The sequence below is a fragment of the Winslowiella iniecta genome (assembly GCF_001267535.1).
Lineage (GTDB): Bacteria > Pseudomonadota > Gammaproteobacteria > Enterobacterales > Enterobacteriaceae > Erwinia > Erwinia iniecta.
The window spans coordinates 79,633-100,690 of sequence record NZ_JRXE01000020.1 but is presented as its reverse complement, the minus strand read 5'-3'; the positions used below and the strand labels follow the sequence as shown (position 1 = coordinate 100,690).

The following is a 21,058-nucleotide window of genomic DNA, read 5'->3' as shown; positions in this document are numbered from 1 at the left end:
AGAAATGGCTAAGTCTGTATTTAAAAACGCCATTGATTACCGCCGGGTCCGGGTACATCACGGTGGTTACTTGCCATTTGGCCTCCAGCATAAGGATACTGCCATGACGCCAAATGGCGAGATGTACTATCCTACATTAATTTATAAGAATGACTTTTCTCAAGAACAAGTGACAGAAAAGCAGTTATTTATATATGAAATGGCTCATGTCTGGCAGCATCATATTATACTTAGCTAATTATCCAATGGAATAACAAGCCTCAATCATTGCCGACTACTATATTCTTAAATTTTCAGGCATCAATCTCTGGCTTGAAGTAAGATTATTCACAGGGATTGTTGGACCAGATTTACTTGCTAAGTATGAAAGAGTATTGAGTTGGTTTCTTAGCGATCCAACTGATAAAAAAGGTTTATTCAAATGAAAAAAACTTCTCTGATATTATGTTGCACTATGTTAGCCGGATGTTTTTTTTCATCCAGGACCCTACAGAACCGCCGCCGTCTCACTCAAAGACGATGGGCAACCCTGCTTTAAAGTAGAAAAAGAGTCAGTCACAGTAAATAATCAGTCTCGTGTACTTAATATTGCCGTCAGCAAACGATTTGCAGATGGCTATATGCACCGAGTATGGAGCAGTAACGATCTTCATTTTCCAATTAAGATAGTGGTGCCCGGTGAATGTATTCCGGTTGACTATAAATTCGAGCCATATCAGGAATATGGTGTTACCATCTATACTATCGTGCCACCTGATAACATCGAAACCAAACGATTCTGGGGCGCAAATTTTCAGTTGCAGGATTTAAAGCCGTAGCAGAAATAATAATTAACCAAGGTCGTATTAATTCTATTTTAGACGATGAAGCCGCCCATGATCCTGATTCGCGGCCTGCTATTTATTAGCATCCTGATGCTTACCGGATGCACTTACCGTTATTCCCCCTTCGCGTCTGCGGAGGTTTACCTGGTCAATAATAAGCCCTGCCTTTCAATTCCTGACACTCGTGAAAGCAGAAGTGGAATCTGGTTATTAACCAGTATCTCTGTCAGTAAAAATGTTGATGGATACATGAAAGAAGTCTGGCGACTGGATGATATAAACCGATTATTTAAACCAATAAAAATAAACAATTTCATCGAATATAGTTATGATTTCGATGAAAATAGTGAGTACTTTATCAGTATCGATACTCACAAAGATTATGGAGATGGCATCCGTAAAAACTGGATTGCAGACTTCACCCCGGCGCAACTTAAGCATAAAAAAACGGCTCCCTGAGGAGCCGCTTTATCAAACCTGGCAACGAAAAATTATTTCTTTTTCGCTTTCGGGTTTGGCAGGTCGGTGATGCTACCTTCAAAAATCTCAGCAGCCAGACCAACAGATTCATGCAGCGTTGGGTGCGCATGAATGGTCAGGGCGATATCTTCTGCATCACAACCCATTTCAATCGCCAGACCGATTTCACCCAGCAGCTCGCCGCCGTTAGTCCCGACAATCGCACCACCGATAACGCGATGAGTCTCTTTGTCGAAAATCAGTTTGGTCATACCGTCTGCACAATCAGAAGCGATTGCACGGCCAGAAGCGGCCCACGGGAAGGTGGAAACTTCGTAGCTGATGCCTTTCTCTTTCGCTTCTTTCTCGGTCAGACCCACCCAGGCAACTTCCGGCTCGGTGTAGGCAATCGATGGAATCACTTTCGGATCGAAATAGTGTTTCTTACCGGCAATCACTTCCGCTGCCACGTGGCCTTCATGCACGCCTTTGTGTGCCAGCATTGGCTGACCAACAATATCGCCGATAGCGAAGATATGCGGCACGTTGGTACGCAGCTGCTTGTCGACGCGGATAAAGCCACGCTCGTCAACTTCCACACCCGCCTGACCGGCATCCAGCAGTTTACCGTTAGGGACACGACCGATAGCCACCAGCACCGCGTCATAACGCTGTGGTTCTGCCGGCGCTTTTTTGCCTTCCATCGTCACGTAGATGCCGTCTTCTTTGGCTTCTACCGCAGTGACTTTGGTTTCCAGCATCAGGTTAAATTGCTTGCTGATACGTTTGGTGAACACTTTCACCACGTCTTTATCAGCGGCAGGGATAACCTGATCGAACATCTCTACCACATCGATCTGTGAACCCAGTGCGTGATACACGGTGCCCATTTCCAGACCGATAATACCGCCGCCCATCACCAGCAGACGCTCAGGAACTTCTTTCAGCTCCAGTGCATCGGTGGAATCCCAAACGCGTGGGTCTTCATGTGGGATAAATGGCAGTTCAATTGGGCGTGAACCCGCGGCGATAATCGCATTGTCGAAGTTAATGGTGGTGGCACCATTTTCGCCTTCAACCACCAGGGTGTTAGCACCGGTGAATTTACCCAGACCGTTGACCACTTTCACTTTGCGGCCTTTCGCCATCCCTGCCAGACCACCGGTCAGCTGGTTGATGACTTTTTCTTTCCAGGAACGAATTTTGTCGATATCGGTGGCAGGTTTACCAAATACGATACCGTGTTCTTCCAGCGCTTTGGCTTCTTCAATCACTTTCGCGACGTGCAGCAGCGCTTTAGACGGGATACAGCCAACATTCAGGCAAACACCACCAAGGGTGCTGTAACGCTCTACAATGACGGTCTCCAGACCTAAATCAGCAGCACGGAAAGCTGCAGAATAGCCTGCAGGGCCAGCCCCAAGTACCACGACCTGAGTTTTAATTTCTGTACTCATCATGACCTCTTATTTGCTAAACGCCTTAATCCACTCGGACGTTTTCACCGCAAGAGTTTACAGAATTGTTAACAGACTGCAAACACACGGCAACATGAATGCTTACAACAAGGCCGGCAATTGCCGGCCTTGGTTACTGTTACATCACCAGACGGCGGATATCCGCCATGATGGTACCGATGTAAGCCGCGAAACGGGCACCTGCTGCGCCATCAATAACACGATGGTCGAAGGAGAGTGACAGTGGCAGCATCAGGCGCGGCACAAACTCTTTGCCGTTCCAGACCGGTTTCATCGACGATTTAGACACGCCGAGGATCGCCACTTCCGGCGCGTTGACGATTGGGGTAAACGACGTACCGCCAATGCCGCCAAGGCTGGAGATGGTGAAGCAACCGCCCTGCATATCAGAGGCCGTCAGCTTACCGTCACGCGCTTTCTTCGAAATCACCGCCAGCTCACGCGACAGCTCAACAATGCCTTTCTTGTTGACGTCACGGAACACCGGAACCACCAGACCGTTTGGCGTATCAACCGCCACACCGATATTGATGTATTTCTTCAGCGTCAGTTTCTGACCGTCTTCCGACAGCGAGCTGTTGAAACGTGGGAACTCTTCCAGCGCCTTGGCAGCCGCTTTCATCAGGAACACCAGTGGGGTGATCTTCAGATCCTGTTTCTTCTTCGCTGCTTCGTCATTCTGCTGCTTACGGAAGTTTTCCACTTCGGTAATATCGGCTTCGTCGTGCTGCGTAACGTGCGGGATCATCACCCAGTTACGGCTCAGGTTAGCACCAGAGATTTTCTGGATACGACCCAGCTCGACTTCTTCGATTTCACCGAACTTGCTGAAATCAACTTTCGGCCACGGCAGCATCCCAGGAATACCGCCACCGGTCGCTGCAGCAGGTGCAGACTCGGCGCGTTTCACGGCATCTTTCACGTAAGCCTGCACGTCTTCTTTCAGAATACGGTTCTTACGGCCAGTGCCTTTGACTTTCGCCAGGTTAACACCGAACTCGCGTGCCAGACGACGGATAACCGGCGTGGCATGCACGTAAGCGTCGTTTTCGGCGAAGTCGCTCTTGCCTTCCGCTTTCGCTGCTGGTTTAGCCGCTTCTTGCTTAGCCGGCGCGGCAGCCGCTTCCTCTTTCTTCGCTGCTGGTGCCGCAGCGGCAGGCGCAGCGCCTTCCACTTCGAACACCATAATCAGCGAGCCGGTGCTGACTTTGTCACCGGTATTGATCTTGATCTCTTTCACCGTACCGGCAAATGGCGCCGGCACTTCCATTGACGCTTTGTCGCCTTCAACGGTGATCAGTGACTGTTCAGCGGCAACTTTGTCGCCCACTTTCACCATCACTTCGGTCACTTCAACTTCGTCACCGCCGATATCCGGTACGTTAACGTCTTTCGCACCGCTGGCTGCCGCTGGCGCTGCTGCCGGAGCCGCTTCGGTTTTGCTTTCAGCAGCAGCAGGTGCCGCTGCGCCAGAACCGGCGATCTCGAATACCATGATCGGTGAACCGGTGCTGACTTTGTCGCCGGTGCCGATTTTGATCTCTTTAACTGTACCGGCGAAAGGTGCCGGCACTTCCATCGACGCTTTATCGCCTTCGACGGTGATCAGTGACTGCTCAGCTTCAACGCTGTCGCCCACTTTCACCAGAATCTCGGTGACTTCAACTTCGTCAGAGCCGATATCCGGCACGGCAACGTCTTTGCTTTCGCTGGATGCTGGCGCAGCAGCCGGTTTCGCCGCTTCTTTTTTCTCTTCTGCCTGAGCAGGTGCAGCATCAGCTGCACCGTCGGCGGATTCGAAAATCATGATCAGTTTGCCGGTTTCAACTTTGTCACCGGTGGCCACTTTGATCTCTTTCACTACGCCAGCTTCTGGCGAAGGGACTTCCATCGAGGCCTTGTCACCTTCAACGGTGATCAGCGACTGTTCAACTTCAACTTTGTCGCCAACTTTCACCAGAATCTCAGTGACTTCAACTTCGTCTGCACCGATATCCGGTACCTTGATTTCGATTGCCATTAATCTCTACCTCTTATGCCAGACGCGGGTTAACTTTGTCGGCATCGATATTGAATTTGGTGATCGCTTCCGCCACCACTTTCTTATCGATTTCGCCGCGTTTGGCCAGTTCGCCCAGTGCTGCAACAACTACGTAAGATGCGTCCACTTCGAAGTGGTGACGCAGATTTTCGCGGCTGTCAGAACGGCCAAAGCCGTCAGTCCCCAGAACGCGATAATCGCTGACCGGCACGTAGCTGCGAACCTGTTCAGCAAACAGTTTCATATAGTCGGTGGAAGCGACTGCTGGTGCATCGTTCATTACCTGAGCAATGTACGGCACGCGTGCTTCTTCAGTTGGGTGCAGCATGTTCCAGCGCTCACAATCCTGGCCATCACGTGCCAGTTCGGTGAACGAGGTCACGCTGTAAACGTCAGAACCGACGCCGTAATCTTTCGCCAGGATCTGTGCCGCTTCACGAACGTGACGCAGAATAGAGCCTGAACCCAGCAGCTGAACCTTACCTTTGCTACCTTCTACGGTTTCCAGCTTGTAGATACCCTTACGGATACCCTCTTCCGCACCCTGCGGCATCGCAGGCATGTGGTAGTTTTCGTTCAGCGTGGTGATGTAGTAGTAGACGTTCTCTTGCGCTTCGCCGTACATACGCACCAGACCATCGTGCATGATGACCGCGACTTCATAAGCGTAAGCTGGATCGTAAGAGATACAGTTAGGAATGGTCAGCGACTGAATATGGCTGTGGCCATCTTCGTGCTGCAGACCTTCACCGTTCAGCGTGGTACGACCGGAAGTTCCGCCGACCAGGAAGCCACGAGCCTGCTGGTCACCTGCTGCCCAGCACAGGTCGCCGATACGCTGGAAACCGAACATCGAGTAGTAGATGTAGAACGGAATCATTGGCAGGTTGTTGGTGCTGTAAGACGTTGCCGCCGCCAGCCAGGATGCACCTGCGCCCAGTTCGTTGATACCTTCCTGCAGGATCTGACCTTTCTCGTCTTCTTTATAGTAAGCAACCTGCTCACGGTCCTGTGGAGTGTACTGCTGGCCATTCGGGCTGTAGATACCGATCTGGCGGAACAGACCTTCCATACCGAAAGTACGCGCTTCGTCGGCGATGATTGGCACCAGGCGATCTTTGATCGACTTGTTCTTCAGCATCACATTCAGGGCACGCACGAAAGCGATCGTGGTGGAGATCTCTTTGTTCTGCTCTTCCAGCAGTGACTGGAAATCTTCCAGCGCTGGCATATCCAGCTTCTCGGTAAACTGCGCCTGACGGGTTGGCAAGTAGCCACCCAGCTTCTCACGCTGGCCGTGCAGATATTTATGCTCTTCAGAACCCTCTTCGAAGGTCACGTAAGGCAGTTTTTCGATATTGGCATCGTCAACCGGCACGTTGAAACGATCACGGATATAGCGCACGCCATCCATGTTCATTTTCTTCACCTGGTGAGCAATGTTCTTACCTTCTGCGGTGTCACCCATACCATAACCTTTGATGGTATGTGCCAGAATCACCACCGGCTTGCCTTTGGTGTCCTGCGCTTTTTTCAGTGCCGCGTAGATTTTCTTCGGATCGTGGCCGCCACGGTTCAACGCCCAAATCTCGTCGTCGGTCATATCTTTAACCAGCGCTGCGGTTTCCGGATATTTGCCGAAGAAGTGTTCGCGCACATAAGCGCCGTCACGAGATTTGAAGGTCTGATAGTCACCGTCAACGGTTTCGTTCATCAGCTGAATCAGTTTACCGCTGGTATCTTTACGCAGCAGCTCATCCCAGCGTCCGCCCCAGATCACTTTGATCACTTCCCAGCCAGCACCGGCAAAGATGCCTTCCAGTTCGTTGATGATCTTGCCGTTACCGGTTACCGGTCCGTCCAGACGCTGCAGGTTACAGTTGATGATAAAGCACAGGTTGTCCAGCTTCTCACGGGTAGCGATAGTGATCGCACCTTTGGATTCTGGTTCGTCCATTTCGCCATCACCAAGGAAAGCGTAAACGGTCTGCGCAGAGGTCTCTTTCAGACCACGGTGCTCAAGATACTTGAGGAATTTCGCCTGGTAGATCGCACCCAGCGGGCCAAGGCCCATAGAAACGGTCGGGAACTGCCAGAAGTCAGGCATCAGTTTTGGATGCGGGTAAGAAGAAAGACCTTTACCGTGAACTTCCTGACGGAAGTTGTTCATCTGATCTTCAGTCAGACGGCCTTCAAGGAAGGCACGTGCGTAAACGCCCGGAGAAATGTGACCCTGGAAATAGACCAGATCGCCGCCGTCTTTATCATTACGCGCACGGAAGAAGTGGTTAAAGCACACTTCATAAATGGTGGCGGAAGACTGGAAAGAGGACATATGACCGCCCAGCTCCAGATCTTTCTTCGATGCACGCAGAACCGTCATAATGGCGTTCCAGCGGATCGCGGAACGGATACGACGCTCCAGAGAGGTGTTGCCCGGGTAATCCGGCTCGTCTTCAACGGCAATGGAGTTGATGTACTGGCTGGCACCGGTGCCTGCCGCCACTTTAACGCCGCCTTTACGTGCTTCGCTCATTACCTGATCAATCAGATACTGTGCGCGCTCAACACCTTCTTCACGGATGACCGATTCGATCGCCTGTAGCCAGTCGCGAGTTTCAATCGGATCCACGTCATTGTGTAAACGTTCTGACATGGGGGGTATTCCTTATCTGTGTCTAATACGTTGAATTGTCTGGAGCCTGCCTCCTTGTGCTCTGGGGTTGCCAGAACACATGGAGACAGGCTCGTCGTTTATACCTTTTAGCGCTGACGCGGCGGCGGTGTAAGCTGCCACGCCAGGGATATCAGGCATAGTTGCCGCGTTATATTTACGCGTTATTCCCTACGTTGCTGTAAACGTCGCAAGGAGCGCTCTCTACGACTCTGCTCCCGACTTCTGTCCAGCAATATTTCCTCGATAAACGCCAGATGGCGGTGTGACGCTTCGCGGGCCTGTTCCGGCTCACGGGCCACAATCGCCGCAAAAATGCTGGCGCGATGACCGCTCACTTTCGCCAACATTTCCCGGCGCGAGTAGAGCAATTCAAAGTTCTGTCGTACGTTCTGTTCCAGCATCGGCCCCATGCAGCGCAGTAAATGCAGCAGCACCACATTATGCGCCGCTTCTGTGACGGCTATCTGATACTGCATCACCGCATCCGCTTCGGCATCTAAGTCGCCGCTGTCCTGCGCCTGCTGAATCAACACGTGGCAGTCGCGTATGCGCTGCAAATCTTCGTCGGTGCCGCGTAACGCCGCGTAGTAAGCAGCAATGCCTTCCAGCGCGTGACGGGTTTCCAGCAGATCGAACTGTGATTCAGGATGGTCGGCAAGCAGTTCAACGAGCGGATCGCTCAGGCTTTGCCACAGACTTTTTTGTACGAATGTGCCACCGCCCTGACGGCGCAGCAGCAGACCTTTTGCTTCCAGACGCTGGATAGCTTCACGTAAAGAGGGGCGGGATACATCAAACTGTTTGGCGAGCTCACGCTCAGGAAGCAGCTTTTCACCCGGACGCAGCGTCCCTTCCATAATCAGAGACTCGAGCTGTTGCTCGATTGCATCGGATAACTTTGGTTGGCGGATTTTGCTGTAGGCCATCATCCCTTCTTCATGCCATATGCCGGAGTAAATTGGTAATACCAATTGCAAAAAGGTGACGCTAAAGTAACAAAGTATTCACCTTGTGTCTATATGGCATCAGCCTGAAACCGGGGCTGGCTCACGTTGTAAAGATACTGATATCGCGTCAGAAATAGTAGTAAAGCAACAATACAGGAAGGTTAACGGCGCTAATTTTTACCAAACCTTACACGGGATTAGTGTGGTTTCTCGCGCTTAACCATAAGGTAACGCTATTCGTCATTTTTTGCCTTTTATGCCAGAAAAGATCTGTCGCAGAGTGTGAGCGAGCGTCGATTTTTTATTCATTCTGCCGCACGAAAAGCGAAAGCAAGTGCAAAGGTCTGCACTTATCACTATTCTTGTCGCGGAGAAAGCATCAACCCTATTTTTAAGACGCCGATACTGTAAAGTAATCAATACGTTATACGCAACATTTTGGTTACAAATTCGACCAATGTTGCGAAAAGGCTCCAATAAAAATAACGACATAACGAGGTTTATATGGAAAAAGTGCAGGGCGATGAACTGAAGCGGGGATTGAAAAATCGCCATATTCAGCTGATCGCATTGGGTGGCGCAGTAGGGACTGGCCTGTTTCTGGGTATTGCGCAGACCATTAAAATGGCTGGCCCGTCGGTGTTATTGGGTTATGCCATCGGCGGCTTTATCGCTTTTATGATCATGCGTCAGTTGGGCGAAATGGTAGTAGAAGAGCCGGTTGCTGGTTCATTTAGCCACTTCGCTTATAAATACTGGGGTGACTTCGCCGGTTTCGCTTCCGGCTGGAACTACTGGGTGCTGTATGTGCTGGTGGCGATGGCCGAGCTGACCGCCGTTGGTATTTATGTGCAGTACTGGTGGCCGGAAATCCCGACCTGGGTCTCTGCCGCTGTCTTCTTCTTACTGATCAACGCAATTAACCTCTCCAACGTCAAAGTCTATGGCGAAATGGAATTCTGGTTTGCGATTATCAAAGTGGTCGCGGTCATTGGCATGATCGTCTTCGGTTGCTGGTTGCTGTTCAGCGGCAAAGGTGGCCCGGAAGCGCATGTGAGTAATATCTGGGATATCGGGGGCTTCTTCCCGAATGGCGTCTCCGGGCTGGTAATGGCCATGGCGGTGATTATGTTCTCCTTCGGTGGACTTGAACTGGTGGGGATTACCGCTGCTGAGGCTGACGATCCGGAAAGAAGTATTCCTAAAGCGACCAATCAGGTTATCTATCGTATCCTGATTTTCTATATCGGCTCGCTGGCGGTACTGTTGTCACTTTATCCATGGACCAAAGTGGTCGAAGGCGGCAGCCCGTTCGTGATGATTTTCCACGATCTCGGCGACAGCCTGGTGGCGAACGCCCTGAACGTGGTAATTCTGACGGCGGCACTGTCGGTGTATAACAGCTGCGTGTACAGCAACAGTCGTATGCTGTACGGCCTGGCGAAGCAAGGTAACGGTCCGAAAGCGCTGCTGAAAGTTGATGCGCGTGGCGTACCGATCATTGCGATTGGGGTTTCGGCACTGGCTACCGCCATTTGTGTACTGGTCAATTACCTGATGCCAGGTGAAGCTTTCGGTATTCTGATGTCGTTAGTGGTTTCGGCGCTGGTGATTAACTGGGCCATGATCAGCCTGGCGCACCTGAAGTTCCGTCGTAAGAAAGATCAGCAAGGTATTACCACGCGCTTCCGGGCGCTGTTCTACCCGCTGGGTAACTGGATCTGTCTGGCATTTATGCTCGGCATTCTGGTGATTATGGCGATGACCCCTTCGATGGCTATCTCCGTCTGGTTAATTCCGGTCTGGGTGCTGGTGCTGGCAATCGGCTACGCCATTAAGAAAAAAACGCAAAAAGCGTAATCTTTACGGGCGGCGTTCTCGTCGCCCGTATCAATAATTTTCCTCTCCCACGATTGTTAACTCCCTCACACTTTCATCCCCACAGTCATTTTGTCCATCTGTGCGACGGTTTACTGCTGCACACGCTGACACATAACCATTAATAATGTTTTCTCAACGCAGGATACTGTCCGAGGGTGGGAGAACAGACGATGAAGGCAACAGCGCTTTCAGTTAAAGAAAAAATCGGTTACGGCATGGGTGATGCGGGCTGCAATATGATTGGCGGTGCCATCATGTTGTTTTTAAGCTACTTCTATACTGATGTCTTCGGTCTTGCTCCGGCACTGGTCGGGGTGCTGTTACTGTCGGTCAGGGTACTGGATGCGGTCACCGACCCGATTATGGGGGCGATTGCCGATCGCACCCGCAGCCGCTGGGGGCGTTTTCGTCCATGGTTACTGTGGGTTTCGGTACCTTACGTGCTGTTCAGCGTGCTGATGTTTACCACGCCGGACTGGAGCTATGAGAGCAAAGTCATCTACGCCTTTGTAACCTACTTCCTGATGTCACTGGCTTATACCGCGATTAATATTCCTTACTGTTCACTGGGCGGGGTGATCACCAACGATCCCGGCGAGCGCGTCTCCTGCCAGTCCTACCGTTTTGTGATGGTCGGCATCGCCACGCTGATTCTGTCGCTTTCCCTGCTGCCACTGGCCGAATGGTTTGGCGGTGAAGATAAAGCACGCGGCTACCAGATGGCGATGGGTGTCATGGCAGTCATTGGCCTGTGTATGTTTCTGTTCTGCTTTGCTACGGTGCGCGAACGCATTAAACCGGCAGTGCCAAGTAATGATCAGTTGAAGGCCGACTTAAAGGATGTGTGGAAAAACGATCAATGGGTGCGCATTCTGCTGCTGACGCTGTGTAATGTCTGCCCCGGGTTTATTCGTATGGCGGCCACCATGTATTACGTTATCTGGGTGATGCAGCAATCAACCAGCTTTGCCACGCTATTTATCAGCCTGGGCGTGATCGGCATGATGATCGGCAGTACGCTGGCAAAAGTGCTTACCGACCGCTGGTGCAAACTGAAAGTGTTTTTCTGGACCAATATCGTGCTGGCGATTTTCTCCACCGGTTTTTACTTCCTCGATCCACAGGCCACGGTACTGATTGTGGTGATGTATTTCCTGCTGAATATCTTCCACCAGATCCCATCGCCACTGCACTGGTCACTGATGGCTGACGTAGATGACTACGGTGAATGGAAAACCGGCAAACGCATTACCGGCATCAGTTTCTCCGGCAATCTGTTCTTCCTTAAAGTCGGGCTGGCGGTAGCGGGCGCGATGGTCGGTTTTCTGCTGTCGTGGTACGGGTATGATGCTGGCGCGAAGCAGCAAAGCGCCACGGCGATTAACGGCATTATGCTGCTGTTTACCGTCATCCCCGGCATCGGTTATCTGCTCACGGCGGGCGTGGTTCGGCTGATGAAAGTGGACCGTCAGCTGATGCAAACCATTCAAATCGACCTGGCGAAGCGGCGTGAAAACTATCGCGAGCTGAGCGAATACCGCGACGAAAAATCCATTGAGATCAAACCAGAAGGAGTGGCGTAATGAGTGACCTGAACTGGCCGAACCCGCTAATCGAACAGCGGGCTGACCCTTTTATTCTGCGCCATAACGATCACTACTACTTTATCGCCTCGGTGCCGGAATACGATCGGCTGGAAATCCGCCGCGCCAGCACCCTGCTCGGGCTGCGCGATGCCACGCCGGTGGTGGTGTGGCGCAAACCAGACAGCGGCCCAATGAGCGAACTGATCTGGGCACCGGAACTGCATCTTATCGACGAAAGCTGGATGATTTACTTCGCGGCAGCCCCCAGCCGGACAATTAAAGACGGCTTGTTTCAGCACCGCATGTTTGCGCTGGAGTGCCGCGATGCGGACCCGCTCAGCGGCAACTGGCTTGAACGCGGCCAGGTGCAGACGCCCATCGACAGCTTTGCGCTGGACGCGACCGCTTTTCAGCATCAGGGAAAAAACTGGTATTTATGGGCGCAGAAAGATCCGGTCATTCCCGGCAACTCCAATCTGTACCTGGCGGAACTGGAAAATCCCTGGACGTTGAAAACACCGCCGGTGATGCTTAGCCGTCCACAATACCAATGGGAGTGTGCCGGTTTTAGCGTTAACGAAGGGCCGGCGGTCATCCGCCATGGCGACAAACTGTTTGTCAGCTATTCCGCCAGCGCCACCGATGAAAACTACTGTATGGGATTGTTATGGATTGATGCGGATGCCGATCCAATGCAGGCGGCTAACTGGTCTAAATCGGCGCGTCCGGTGTTCAGCACCCACTGGGATCATCGTCAGTATGGCCCCGGCCATAACTGCTTTACCGTGGCCGAAAATGGCGCAGATGTGCTGGTGTATCACGCCCGCAACTATACGGAAATTGAGGGCGATCCGCTGTGGGACCCGAATCGCCATACGCGTATTAAAACATTTCGCTGGGATCAGCACGGCATGCCAGATTTCGGCGTGCCGCCTGCGGAGCAGTAACTATACCAGCGTGCCATAAATGGTGAGAATGGCGACCACCACCACTATCACCAATGACACCTTTTTCGCCAGAGCCACCGCCACGCGCGGTGTCTCGACTTTATCCAGGTGCGGATCCCGTGCCAGCGAGAACTGCGCGAGGCGGGTCAGCACCTGATATTGCGAACTGTGGCGATCGCCCAGCGAGGCGAACCATGCCGGTAGCGCGCGCTCACCGTGGCCCAGCAGCGCATAGGCAACCCCGGCGAGCCGCACCGGAATCCAGTCTGCCCAATGCAAAATCGCATCAATGCCGGATTGCGAACGCGCCAGCGGCGAATGGTGTCGCGCCAGCCAGCTTTGCCAGCCACGCAGAAACGCGTAACCCACCAGCAATACCGGACCATACGCGCCACCCACCACAAACCAGAACAGCGGAGCCAGATAATAGCGGAAGTTAATCCACAGCAGCGCATTTTGCAGTTCACGCAGGAACTCGCCCTCGTTGCAGTCCACCGGCACACCATGAATCAATGTCAGCTCTTCCGCCATCGCATCACGCGCATGACTGTCATCATGGCTGGCCGCCTTGAGATACGCGTGATAGTGCAGCCGTACCGATCCGGCACCAATACACAGCAGGCCAATCATAATCCAGAAAATCAGCTGCACCACGCCGAAAAACAGCCCTTTCAGCGATGTGATAATCACCAGCACTGCCGCCATCGCCAGCAGCGTCATCAGCAATGTGCGCAGCAGTGAAAACCGTTTTTGGCCGCGAAACAGCGGTTCCAGACGGTGATCCAGCTGCCAGTGCTCACCCGATTTGAACAACCGTTCCCAACCTAATACCAGCAACAGGCTAAATAAGGTCATGCATTGCGCTCCTTCGAAATGGCGTCCCCGGACTGATGGCTTAACCCGTGGCGGAATTTTTCCCAGTCGAATGCCGGTCCGGGATCGGTTTTACGTTCGGGGGCAATATCGCTGTGCCCGGTAATACGCTCAATGGTCAGCGGATAGTGCTGCATTAACAGCGCCGTGACCTGTTGCAGCGCCTGATACTGCACTTCGGTATACGGCAGGGTGTCAGTGCCTTCCAGCTCAATACCAACGGAAAAATCATTGCAGTTTTCACGTCCTTGCCAGCATGAAATCCCCGCATGCCAGGCGCGCAGATGGAAAGGAACATACTGCACGATTTCTCCGTCACGGCGAATCAGACAGTGCGCCGAGACCCGTAACTGCGCAATTTCGGCGAAAAACGGGTGCGCACTGGCATCAAGCTGGCCGGTAAACAGCGCGTCAATATACGGGCCACCAAATTCACCCGGCGGCAGACTGATATTGTGCACCACCAGCAGCGAAGGCACTTCCTCTGCCGGACGTGAATTAAAATGTGGCGATGGCACCTGTTTTACACCCACAATCCAGCCATCTTGCAACTGCATGCCCTTCCCTCCTGTCACCTCGTTTTCCTCAGAGTAGCACGGTTTTTTTGGCGGCGAGTTTAGAAAAAAGTTTCCAGCGTCTCAGTCACCTGCAACCGATCGTCGACCACGCACAGACGTCGCCATTTATCAAAAGTCAGACAAGGATGCGAGGCGCCAAACGCGATAATATCGCCCGGCGTTAGCCGGTGATCGTCAGAGACCTCGATAAACGCATGCTGATCCATCAGCCTTAGCACCCGATACCCCGCGTCGAGCACCTGCGCATCGGTGCTGCCCTGCGGATAAACCCGCAACGGTACGGGCAGACTATCGTGAGCAATATCGCGCTTACCGAGCGCAGCAATCACCCGCCCCGGCTCCGGCACCGACTGCACATAAGCGAACACTTCCATCGCCGGTAATAAAGCCCGGTGCATTTCCGGGTGTCGCTCCAGCAGAGCATGTTGCGCCTGCTGATAAATGCCGTGATCGTGCACCAGATAGCAGCCGGGGCACATCAGTGTAATAAAGGCCTCACGTGCATCCTGACGCGCAAAGGCTTCGGCCACCCGATCGTACCAGGCCGAGCCGGACGCGGTAATAATCGGCCGTGCGCTGCTGAACTGGCCGGATGCTTTCAGCGCCAGCGCAATCTCTACCAGCCGCGCGATAAAGGTTTCCACATCCTGCTGTTCGCTCTCGCTATTAATGACGCCTTCATAACCTTCGATGCCGCTGAGCGCCAGCGAGTGATGCTGCGCCACCGCCGCAATAACTTCATCAATCTGTTGTTGGCTGCGACAACCGCAGCGGCCATTCACCACGCCCACTTCCAGCAGCACATTTAGCGTTAATCCCTGCGCGGTGAAAAACTGTCCGAGCTGATGCACATTTTCCACACTGTCGACCAGGCAGTGAAACTCCAGCTCACCGTCGCGCAGTAAATCCGCCACGATCTGCATATTCGCCTGCCCCAGCAGCTGATTCGCCATCAGGATGCGACGGATGCCGTGCTGCGCGGCAACCGCACTTTGGGTCGCCGTTGCCAGGGTAATGCCCCAGGATCCGGCCTCGATCTGGCGCAGAAACAGCTGCGGTGCCATAGTGGTTTTGCCATGGGGTGCCAGCTCAGCGCCGTGTCGGGCGGCGTACTCCTGCATCCAGCTGAGGTTATGCAGTAATGCGGAACGGTGTAGCACTAACGCTGGCAGCGAGACGTCCTGCAACAGTTGTTTGCCGCTGACCGGCACGCCTTTTTCCCGAATCGATGTAACCTGCATAGTTTTCCTCAGTCGGTTAGCCATTGATAACATTGAAGTGAATACCTTCACTCTATGCCATGATGATTTCAATTACTCAACAATGATTGTCTAAATGCGCCTTCGCTTCCAGCGCAAGATGGCAAGCCCTGAACAAACGCGCTAGAGTGTCCGGACTCTTTTTTCCGAATTTTCGGAGCTTGATTATGACGACGCGTCGCTACGACTCAGACAGCCGCCGTGCGGAACTGCTGGGCCGTATTGAAAATGATATTCCTGCTGCGGTGGCTCAGGCGCTGCGGGAAGATTTAGGCGGTGAGGTGGAGGCCTGCAACGACATTACTGCCAGCCTGTTACCCGCTGATACCCAATCCCATGCCACCGTGATTACCCGTGAAACCGGCATTTTTTGCGGTAAGCGCTGGGTGGAAGAGGTATTTATTCAGCTTGGTAATCGCACCCAGCTGACCTGGCATGTGGATGATGGTGATAGCGTCAGCGCCGATCAGACGCTGTTTGAAATTGATGGCCCGGCGCAGCTGATTCTCACCGCTGAACGCACCGCGCTAAACTTTGTGCAAACCCTGTCTGGCGTGGCCACCGAAGTCAGTCGCTATGTCGCGCTGTTGCAGGGAACCCAGACCCGCCTGCTGGATACGCGTAAAACGCTGCCGGGTTTACGCACCGCGCTGAAATACGCCGTGCTCTGCGGTGGCGGCAGCAACCATCGGCTTGGGCTTTCTGACGCGTTTCTGATCAAAGAGAACCATATTATTGCTACCGGCTCGATTCGTCAGGCGGTGGAAAAAGCCTTCTGGCTGCATCCGGATGTACCGGTTGAAGTGGAGGTGGAATCCCTTGATGAGCTGCAACAGGCGCTGGCCGCCGGAGCGGATATCGTCATGCTGGACAACTTCAGCGTCGAACAGATGCGTGAAGCCGTAGCATTAACCGCAGGGCGCGCCCAGCTTGAGGTGTCGGGCAATGTGACCGATGAAACCCTGCGGACCTTTGCGGAAACCGGCGTCGATTACATCTCCGTTGGCGCACTGACCAAACATGTGCGCGCGCTGGATCTCTCCATGCGCTTCAAATCCGCTTCCTGATCTTCCCCGTCACCCATTTTTTCCACGGGCGGTGTTTCGCCGCCCGTGCCACTCATTTGCGAAGCCGCTTCCATTTCGTTTGTCGCCTGCTGTTCGCCAACTAAATAGTTTTCGTGACCTCTCGCAGCGAACTGCTTAGCCACTGGCATGCCGCACGCAGGCTGCTTAAGGTGCCGTATCACTACTTAAGGAGAGCAACAGCAATGGACAAGCAACGCGGATTTACCCTGATGGAGCTGATGATTGTGGTCGGTATCGTCGCCATTCTTAGTGCAATAGGCATACCGGCTTACCAGAACTACCTGCAAAAGGCAGCGCTAACCGACATGCTGCAAACCATGGTGCCGTACAAAACCGCGGTGGAACTCTGCACTGTAGAACGCGGCGCAACGACCAACTGCAGTGCCGGAAGTAATGGTGTTCCGGTGGGTGTTGGCTCACGTTATGTACTCAGCGTTGCAGTGGCTGCTGGCGTCATTACTCTGGTCGGTCAGGAGAGCCTGACAGGCTTAAGCGTGGTGCTAAGCCCGGTATGGAGCAGTGGCGATGGGCGCATCAGCTGGCAGCGCACCTGCACCAGCAGCCAGTCGAATCTGGTGGATGCCTGCAATGATGTTTTCCGCTTTGATGACGTCACGGCGGCAAGCCGATGAACAGCGAAAATCAACGCACCATTCAGACACTCTGCCAGCGTTATCAGGCGATCATTCTGGAGCACAGCGCACAACGGCTGCATGTCGCAGTCAGTGAAATGCCGGATCATCAGATGATTGAAGCACTGCGCTTCGCCAGTCAGTGTGAAGTGGAGGTGGAGTGCTGGCCGCAGGCGCGTATTGAACAATATGGACAGAGTGAACCGGCCAGACAGATGGCGCGCGAAAGCGCGCCTGACGAGGCTCACAGCGCCTCTGCGGTTGAACTGGTCAATCAGACTCTGCTGGCGGCCCTGCAGCGACGCGCTTCTGATATCCATTTTGAACCTCAGGCCAGCGGTTTACGCGTGCGGCTGCGGATTGATGGCGTGCTGCATCCACTAAAAGGCAGCTATGACGGCGTCACGGCATCGCTGATCGCCCGCCTGAAAATTTTAGCCAATCTCGATATCGCCGAGCGGCGCATGCCGCAGGACGGACAGTTTACCCTTGAGCTGAACGCTAAAAACGAGTCATTTCGTATCTCAACGTTACCAACGCGGTTTGGTGAAAAAGCGGTGATTCGTTTGCTACAAAGCGAAACGGTCGCCATTGATCTTAACAAACTTGGCATGCCCGACGATGCGCTCAGGTGCTATCGCGAAGCACTGGCGCGGCCGCAGGGGCTGATTTTAGTCACAGGCCCAACCGGCAGTGGTAAAACCTTCACGCTCTACAGCGGGTTAAGCGCATTAAACCATCCGGGACAAAACCTCTGTAGCGTGGAAGATCCGGTTGAAATTCCGCTGCCAGGGGTAAATCAAACGCAAATTAACAGTAAGTCCGGCCTGGATTTTCATCGCGTACTGCGGGCACTGCTGCGCCAGGATCCTGATGTGATTATGTTAGGGGAGATTCGTGACGGTGAAACCGCAGAAATTGCTATCAAGGCGGCGCAGACTGGTCATCTGGTGCTGTCGACCTTACACACTAACTCCACCAGCGAAACGCTGACGCGACTCGGGCAGATGGGTATTCCCGGCTACCTGCTGGCATCGGCACTAAAACTGGTGATTGCGCAGCGTCTGGTACGGCGTTTGTGCCCACACTGCCGTCAGCCGGACCAGGTCGTCAGCCATTTTCCGGCAGCGTTGTGGCCGGGCAGTGTACAGACCTGGCGAGCCACCGGTTGCGATCACTGCTTTTCCGGTTATTACGGTCGACTGGCACTGTTTGAGCTGTTACCGATCAGCGAGCCACTGCAGCATGCCATCGCCGCCAATGCCACGCCGGACGAGCTCGTCACGCTGGCACAACAGCAGGGGCTGAACTCACTGTTTACCGAAGGTCTGCATGCGGTAAATCGCGGCGAAACTTCACTGGAGGAGGTTAACCGCATTGTAGGAAGCTGCGATGGCTAAACACACACTGTTTAGCTGGCAGGCGATTGATGCCAGAGGCGATTTTATCGCAGGGTCGCAGCTAAGCGACAATTCGCTGGGCGTGATGCAAACGCTGATGGATGCTGGCTGTTCGCCAGTTCGCATCAAAGCAGGCAAAACTTATCGCCCCGGAGAATGGCAATGGCAGCAAAAAATCATGCTGATTCGGCAGCTGGCTACCCTGCTGAAAGCCGGGATGACCCTGTCTCAAGGGTTAACGTTGCTGGCTGATGGTCATCCGCATCCCGGCTGGCAGGCACTGTTACTGGATATCCAGGTGAAGGTTGAGCAGGGTGAACCGTTTTCCCAGGTGCTGAACCGCTGGCCGGAGATTTTCCCGCCACTGTTCCCTGCCCTGATGCATGTTGGTGAGGTTACCGGCCAGCTGGATGAATGCTGCTTTCAGTTGGCTACTCAGCAGGAGCGTCAGCAGCAGCTGCAAAAAAAGGTAGTGAAAGCGCTGCGCTATCCGCTGTTTATTCTGGCGGTCGCGCTGGCCGTTACTATCGGAATGCTGGTATTTGTGCTGCCGGAATTTGTCTCGATCTATGCGGTATTTGATACGCCGCTACCGGCTTTTACCGCCGCAGTGATGACATTATCAGTGATGCTGCAAAGCAGTATCGCGCCACTGACGGTGGGGGTCGTCATCGCAGGTTGGTTCTGGCGCAGTCAGCGTAAAAAGCGCATTAACTGGCAGCGTAATGAACAGCGACTGCTGTTGCGGGTGCCGCTGATTTCACGACTGTATCGTGGCAGTCAGCTTAGCCAAATCTTTACCACTCTGACGCTGACCCAGCGGGCCGGGCTAACCTTACTGCAAAGCTTAGAGGCAGTGGAGCAGACCCTGAGTCACTGTTTATGGCGAGAAGCTATCGTCCAGCTTCAGCAGCATATTGCTGCGGGTAAGCCGTTGCATCAGGCACTGGTGCAACATCAACTTTTTACCCCGCTATGCCATCAGCTAATTAAAGTCGGTGAAGAGGCTGGCTCGCTGGATGTGTTACTGGCGCGTCTCGCCCAATGGCACGAAGATCAAACGCACGAACTGGCTGATAGTCTGGCTGCCACGCTGGAGCCGCTAATGATGGTGGTGATTGGCCTGATTGTCGGCATTCTGGTGGTAGCAATGTATCTGCCGATTTTTGGACTGGGGGATGCGCTGGGATAATGGGCGGCAATACGCCTTCAGCAGAGGGCGGCGTTTTCGCCGCCCGACGGCTAAGATTTAGCGGGTAAACACGCGGTTTTCTTGCTCGGCCACCCGGATAAAGGTGGTGCGCTTGGTCAACTCTTTCAACCGTTCCGCGCCGACGTAAGTGCAGGCAGAACGCAAGCCACCAAGAATATCGCGCGCGGTATCCTCAACCGGGCCGCGCAGCGGTAATTTCACCGTTTTGCCTTCCGCGGCACGATACTGCGCCACGCCGCCGACATGGCGCTTCATGGCAGATTCCGAGCTCATGCCGTAAAACAGCATAAACTGTTCGCCATTCTCTTCCACGATAGTGCCTTCACACTCGTGATGACCCGCCAGCATACCGCCCAGCATCACGAAGTCTGCGCCGCCGCCAAAGGCTTTTGCCACATCGCCCGGCACGGAGCAGCCACCGTCACTGACGATCTGACCGCCAAGGCCGTGCGCCGCATCAGCACATTCGATCACGGCGGAAAGCTGTGGATATCCCACGCCAGTTTTAACCCGGGTAGTACAGACCGAGCCAGGACCAATGCCCACTTTGACAATGTCCGCACCGGAGAGAATCAGCTCTTCCACCATTTCACCGGTCACCACATTGCCGGCACAGATGGTTTTGCCCGGACAGGCTTCACGCGCGCGCTGTAAGAACTCAACAAAATGCTCGGAGTAGCCATTCGCCACATCGATACAGATAAAGTTGAGTGCCGGGGAAAGTGCCAGAATCTGCTTCATTTTGATAAAGTCAGCTTCTGAGGTTCCGGTTGAGACCATGACATATTTCAGAACCGTTTCCGGCACGCGCGCAACAAACTCCTGCCACTGCTCAACGCTGTAATGTTTGTGTACTGCGGTAAGAATATCAAATGACGCCAGCGCTTCTGCCATGCGAAAAGAGCCAACGGTATCCATGTTAGCGGCAATAATTGGAACGCCTGACCAGGCAATACCTGAATGTTTGAAGGTGAACTGACGCTCCAGTTCAACCTGAGAGCGGCTTTTCAGCGTGGAACGCTTAGGCCGGATAAGAACATCTTTAAAGCCCAGTTTTAAATCTTCTTCGATACGCATGACATATTTCCTGGTTAGTGGCGACGATCTGACGATCGGGTGCTGCTGCCCAGCTCCAGTGAAGCTATCATACGCGCTAAAATCGCGACGACAAGACT

16 protein-coding genes and 2 pseudogenes are annotated in these 21,058 nt (G+C 53.4%); 10 read left to right on the top strand and 8 right to left on the bottom strand.

Annotated elements, in window-relative coordinates:
• The 3 genes and pseudogenes from NG42_RS23140 to NG42_RS14915 all read left to right on the top strand — a co-directional run.
• Positions 1–238 (top strand): annotated as a pseudogene (locus NG42_RS23140) (type IV secretion protein Rhs); the annotation flags it as partial.
• A gap of 259 nt (positions 239–497) precedes the next feature.
• Positions 498–818 (top strand): annotated as a pseudogene (locus tag NG42_RS23885) (putative T6SS immunity periplasmic lipoprotein); the annotation flags it as partial.
• Positions 819–875: 57 nt separating this feature from the next.
• A complete protein-coding gene (locus NG42_RS14915) occupies positions 876–1,283 on the top strand; it encodes a putative T6SS immunity periplasmic lipoprotein (RefSeq protein WP_052900331.1) in 408 nt (135 codons plus the stop codon).
• Positions 1,284–1,315: 32 nt separating this feature from the next.
• Here the strand turns inward: NG42_RS14915 and lpdA are convergent, their stop codons facing one another.
• The 4 genes from lpdA to pdhR all read right to left on the bottom strand — a co-directional run bounded on the left by lpdA (position 1,316) and on the right by pdhR (position 8,405).
• Complete coding sequence (lpdA, locus tag NG42_RS14910) at positions 1,316–2,740, bottom strand: dihydrolipoyl dehydrogenase (protein ID WP_052900329.1); 1,425 nt, start codon at positions 2,738–2,740, stop codon at positions 1,316–1,318.
• A gap of 139 nt (positions 2,741–2,879) precedes the next feature.
• Entirely contained in the window at positions 2,880–4,781 is a 1,902-nt protein-coding gene (gene aceF / locus NG42_RS14905; RefSeq protein ID WP_052900327.1) for a pyruvate dehydrogenase complex dihydrolipoyllysine-residue acetyltransferase, read from the bottom strand.
• Positions 4,782–4,794: 13 nt separating this feature from the next.
• Entirely contained in the window at positions 4,795–7,458 is a 2,664-nt protein-coding gene (gene aceE / locus NG42_RS14900; protein ID WP_052900325.1) for a pyruvate dehydrogenase (acetyl-transferring), homodimeric type, read from the bottom strand.
• Positions 7,459–7,640: 182 nt separating this feature from the next.
• Positions 7,641–8,405, bottom strand: coding sequence for a pyruvate dehydrogenase complex transcriptional repressor PdhR (gene pdhR / locus NG42_RS14895; RefSeq protein ID WP_052900323.1), 765 nt, complete (start codon positions 8,403–8,405; stop codon positions 7,641–7,643).
• Positions 8,406–8,930: 525 nt separating this feature from the next.
• On the opposite strand from pdhR, the gene aroP reads away from it, so the two are divergent.
• The 3 genes from aroP to NG42_RS14880 all read left to right on the top strand — a co-directional run bounded on the left by aroP (position 8,931) and on the right by NG42_RS14880 (position 12,840).
• Positions 8,931–10,286, top strand: a complete 1,356-nt coding sequence (aroP, locus tag NG42_RS14890; protein WP_052900321.1) for an aromatic amino acid transporter AroP — start codon at positions 8,931–8,933, stop codon at positions 10,284–10,286.
• A gap of 191 nt (positions 10,287–10,477) precedes the next feature.
• The gene (locus NG42_RS14885) at positions 10,478–11,890 is read left to right on the top strand and encodes a glycoside-pentoside-hexuronide (GPH):cation symporter (RefSeq protein ID WP_052900319.1); all 1,413 of its coding nucleotides are present in this window, start codon (positions 10,478–10,480) and stop codon (positions 11,888–11,890) included.
• Complete coding sequence (locus NG42_RS14880) at positions 11,890–12,840, top strand: glycoside hydrolase family 43 protein (protein ID WP_052900317.1); 951 nt, start codon at positions 11,890–11,892, stop codon at positions 12,838–12,840. Before NG42_RS14885 ends, NG42_RS14880 begins: the two co-directional genes overlap by 1 nt.
• Here NG42_RS14880 and ampE read toward each other — a convergent pair whose 3' ends face one another.
• Genes ampE through NG42_RS14865 form a run of 3 tightly spaced genes read right to left on the bottom strand, consistent with a single transcriptional unit; the run spans position 12,841 to position 15,532 of the window.
• On the bottom strand, positions 12,841–13,695 hold the full coding sequence (gene ampE / locus NG42_RS14875; RefSeq protein WP_052900315.1) for a beta-lactamase regulator AmpE: 855 nt from the start codon (positions 13,693–13,695) through the stop codon (positions 12,841–12,843).
• On the bottom strand, positions 13,692–14,270 hold the full coding sequence (ampD, locus tag NG42_RS14870; protein WP_052900313.1) for a 1,6-anhydro-N-acetylmuramyl-L-alanine amidase AmpD: 579 nt from the start codon (positions 14,268–14,270) through the stop codon (positions 13,692–13,694). The genes ampE and ampD overlap by 4 nt, the downstream gene beginning before the upstream one ends.
• Before the next feature lie 59 nt (positions 14,271–14,329).
• Entirely contained in the window at positions 14,330–15,532 is a 1,203-nt protein-coding gene (locus NG42_RS14865; RefSeq protein WP_052900311.1) for an amino acid deaminase, read from the bottom strand.
• A gap of 185 nt (positions 15,533–15,717) precedes the next feature.
• Here NG42_RS14865 and nadC point away from each other — a divergent pair, with 185 nt between their 5' ends.
• The 4 genes from nadC to hofC all read left to right on the top strand — a co-directional run bounded on the left by nadC (position 15,718) and on the right by hofC (position 19,862).
• Entirely contained in the window at positions 15,718–16,617 is a 900-nt protein-coding gene (nadC, locus tag NG42_RS14860) for a carboxylating nicotinate-nucleotide diphosphorylase (RefSeq protein ID WP_052900310.1), read from the top strand.
• A 203-nt stretch (positions 16,618–16,820) separates the two neighbouring features.
• Positions 16,821–17,270, top strand: a complete 450-nt coding sequence (ppdD, locus tag NG42_RS14855; RefSeq protein WP_052900308.1) for a prepilin peptidase-dependent pilin — start codon at positions 16,821–16,823, stop codon at positions 17,268–17,270.
• Positions 17,267–18,670 carry a type II secretion system protein GspE gene (gspE, locus tag NG42_RS14850; protein ID WP_052900306.1) on the top strand — a complete coding sequence of 468 codons (1,404 nt, stop codon included), beginning with the start codon at positions 17,267–17,269 and terminating at the stop codon, positions 18,668–18,670. Before ppdD ends, gspE begins: the two co-directional genes overlap by 4 nt.
• Positions 18,663–19,862 (top strand): protein transport protein HofC, encoded by a 1,200-nt coding sequence (gene hofC, locus NG42_RS14845; RefSeq protein ID WP_052900304.1) that lies wholly within the window; start codon positions 18,663–18,665, stop codon positions 19,860–19,862. Before gspE ends, hofC begins: the two co-directional genes overlap by 8 nt.
• A 57-nt stretch (positions 19,863–19,919) precedes the next feature.
• On the opposite strand, the gene NG42_RS14840 is transcribed toward hofC, so the two are convergent.
• Positions 19,920–20,960: a GMP reductase gene (locus NG42_RS14840; protein ID WP_052900302.1), complete on the bottom strand. Its 1,041-nt coding sequence runs from the start codon at positions 20,958–20,960 to the stop codon at positions 19,920–19,922.
• Positions 20,961–21,058 lie beyond the last annotated feature (98 nt).

What these genes read in the sequence shown, in the direction of transcription:
- aceF (WP_052900327.1), bottom strand. Translation starts at nt 4,781, where the DNA reads ATGGCAATCGAAATCAAGGTACCGGATATCGGTGCAGACGAAGTTGAA.
- aroP (WP_052900321.1), top strand. Translation starts at nt 8,931, where the DNA reads ATGGAAAAAGTGCAGGGCGATGAACTGAAGCGGGGATTGAAAAATCGC.
- pdhR (WP_052900323.1), bottom strand. Translation starts at nt 8,405, where the DNA reads ATGGCCTACAGCAAAATCCGCCAACCAAAGTTATCCGATGCAATCGAG.
- aceE (WP_052900325.1), bottom strand. Translation starts at nt 7,458, where the DNA reads ATGTCAGAACGTTTACACAATGACGTGGATCCGATTGAAACTCGCGAC.
- ampD (WP_052900313.1), bottom strand. Translation starts at nt 14,270, where the DNA reads ATGCAGTTGCAAGATGGCTGGATTGTGGGTGTAAAACAGGTGCCATCG.
- nadC (WP_052900310.1), top strand. Translation starts at nt 15,718, where the DNA reads ATGACGACGCGTCGCTACGACTCAGACAGCCGCCGTGCGGAACTGCTG.
- lpdA (WP_052900329.1), bottom strand. Translation starts at nt 2,740, where the DNA reads ATGAGTACAGAAATTAAAACTCAGGTCGTGGTACTTGGGGCTGGCCCT.
- gspE (WP_052900306.1), top strand. Translation starts at nt 17,267, where the DNA reads ATGAACAGCGAAAATCAACGCACCATTCAGACACTCTGCCAGCGTTAT.
- hofC (WP_052900304.1), top strand. Translation starts at nt 18,663, where the DNA reads ATGGCTAAACACACACTGTTTAGCTGGCAGGCGATTGATGCCAGAGGC.
- NG42_RS14915 (WP_052900331.1), top strand. Translation starts at nt 876, where the DNA reads ATGATCCTGATTCGCGGCCTGCTATTTATTAGCATCCTGATGCTTACC.
- NG42_RS14880 (WP_052900317.1), top strand. Translation starts at nt 11,890, where the DNA reads ATGAGTGACCTGAACTGGCCGAACCCGCTAATCGAACAGCGGGCTGAC.
- NG42_RS14840 (WP_052900302.1), bottom strand. Translation starts at nt 20,960, where the DNA reads ATGCGTATCGAAGAAGATTTAAAACTGGGCTTTAAAGATGTTCTTATC.
- NG42_RS14885 (WP_052900319.1), top strand. Translation starts at nt 10,478, where the DNA reads ATGAAGGCAACAGCGCTTTCAGTTAAAGAAAAAATCGGTTACGGCATG.
- ppdD (WP_052900308.1), top strand. Translation starts at nt 16,821, where the DNA reads ATGGACAAGCAACGCGGATTTACCCTGATGGAGCTGATGATTGTGGTC.
- NG42_RS14865 (WP_052900311.1), bottom strand. Translation starts at nt 15,532, where the DNA reads ATGCAGGTTACATCGATTCGGGAAAAAGGCGTGCCGGTCAGCGGCAAA.
- ampE (WP_052900315.1), bottom strand. Translation starts at nt 13,695, where the DNA reads ATGACCTTATTTAGCCTGTTGCTGGTATTAGGTTGGGAACGGTTGTTC.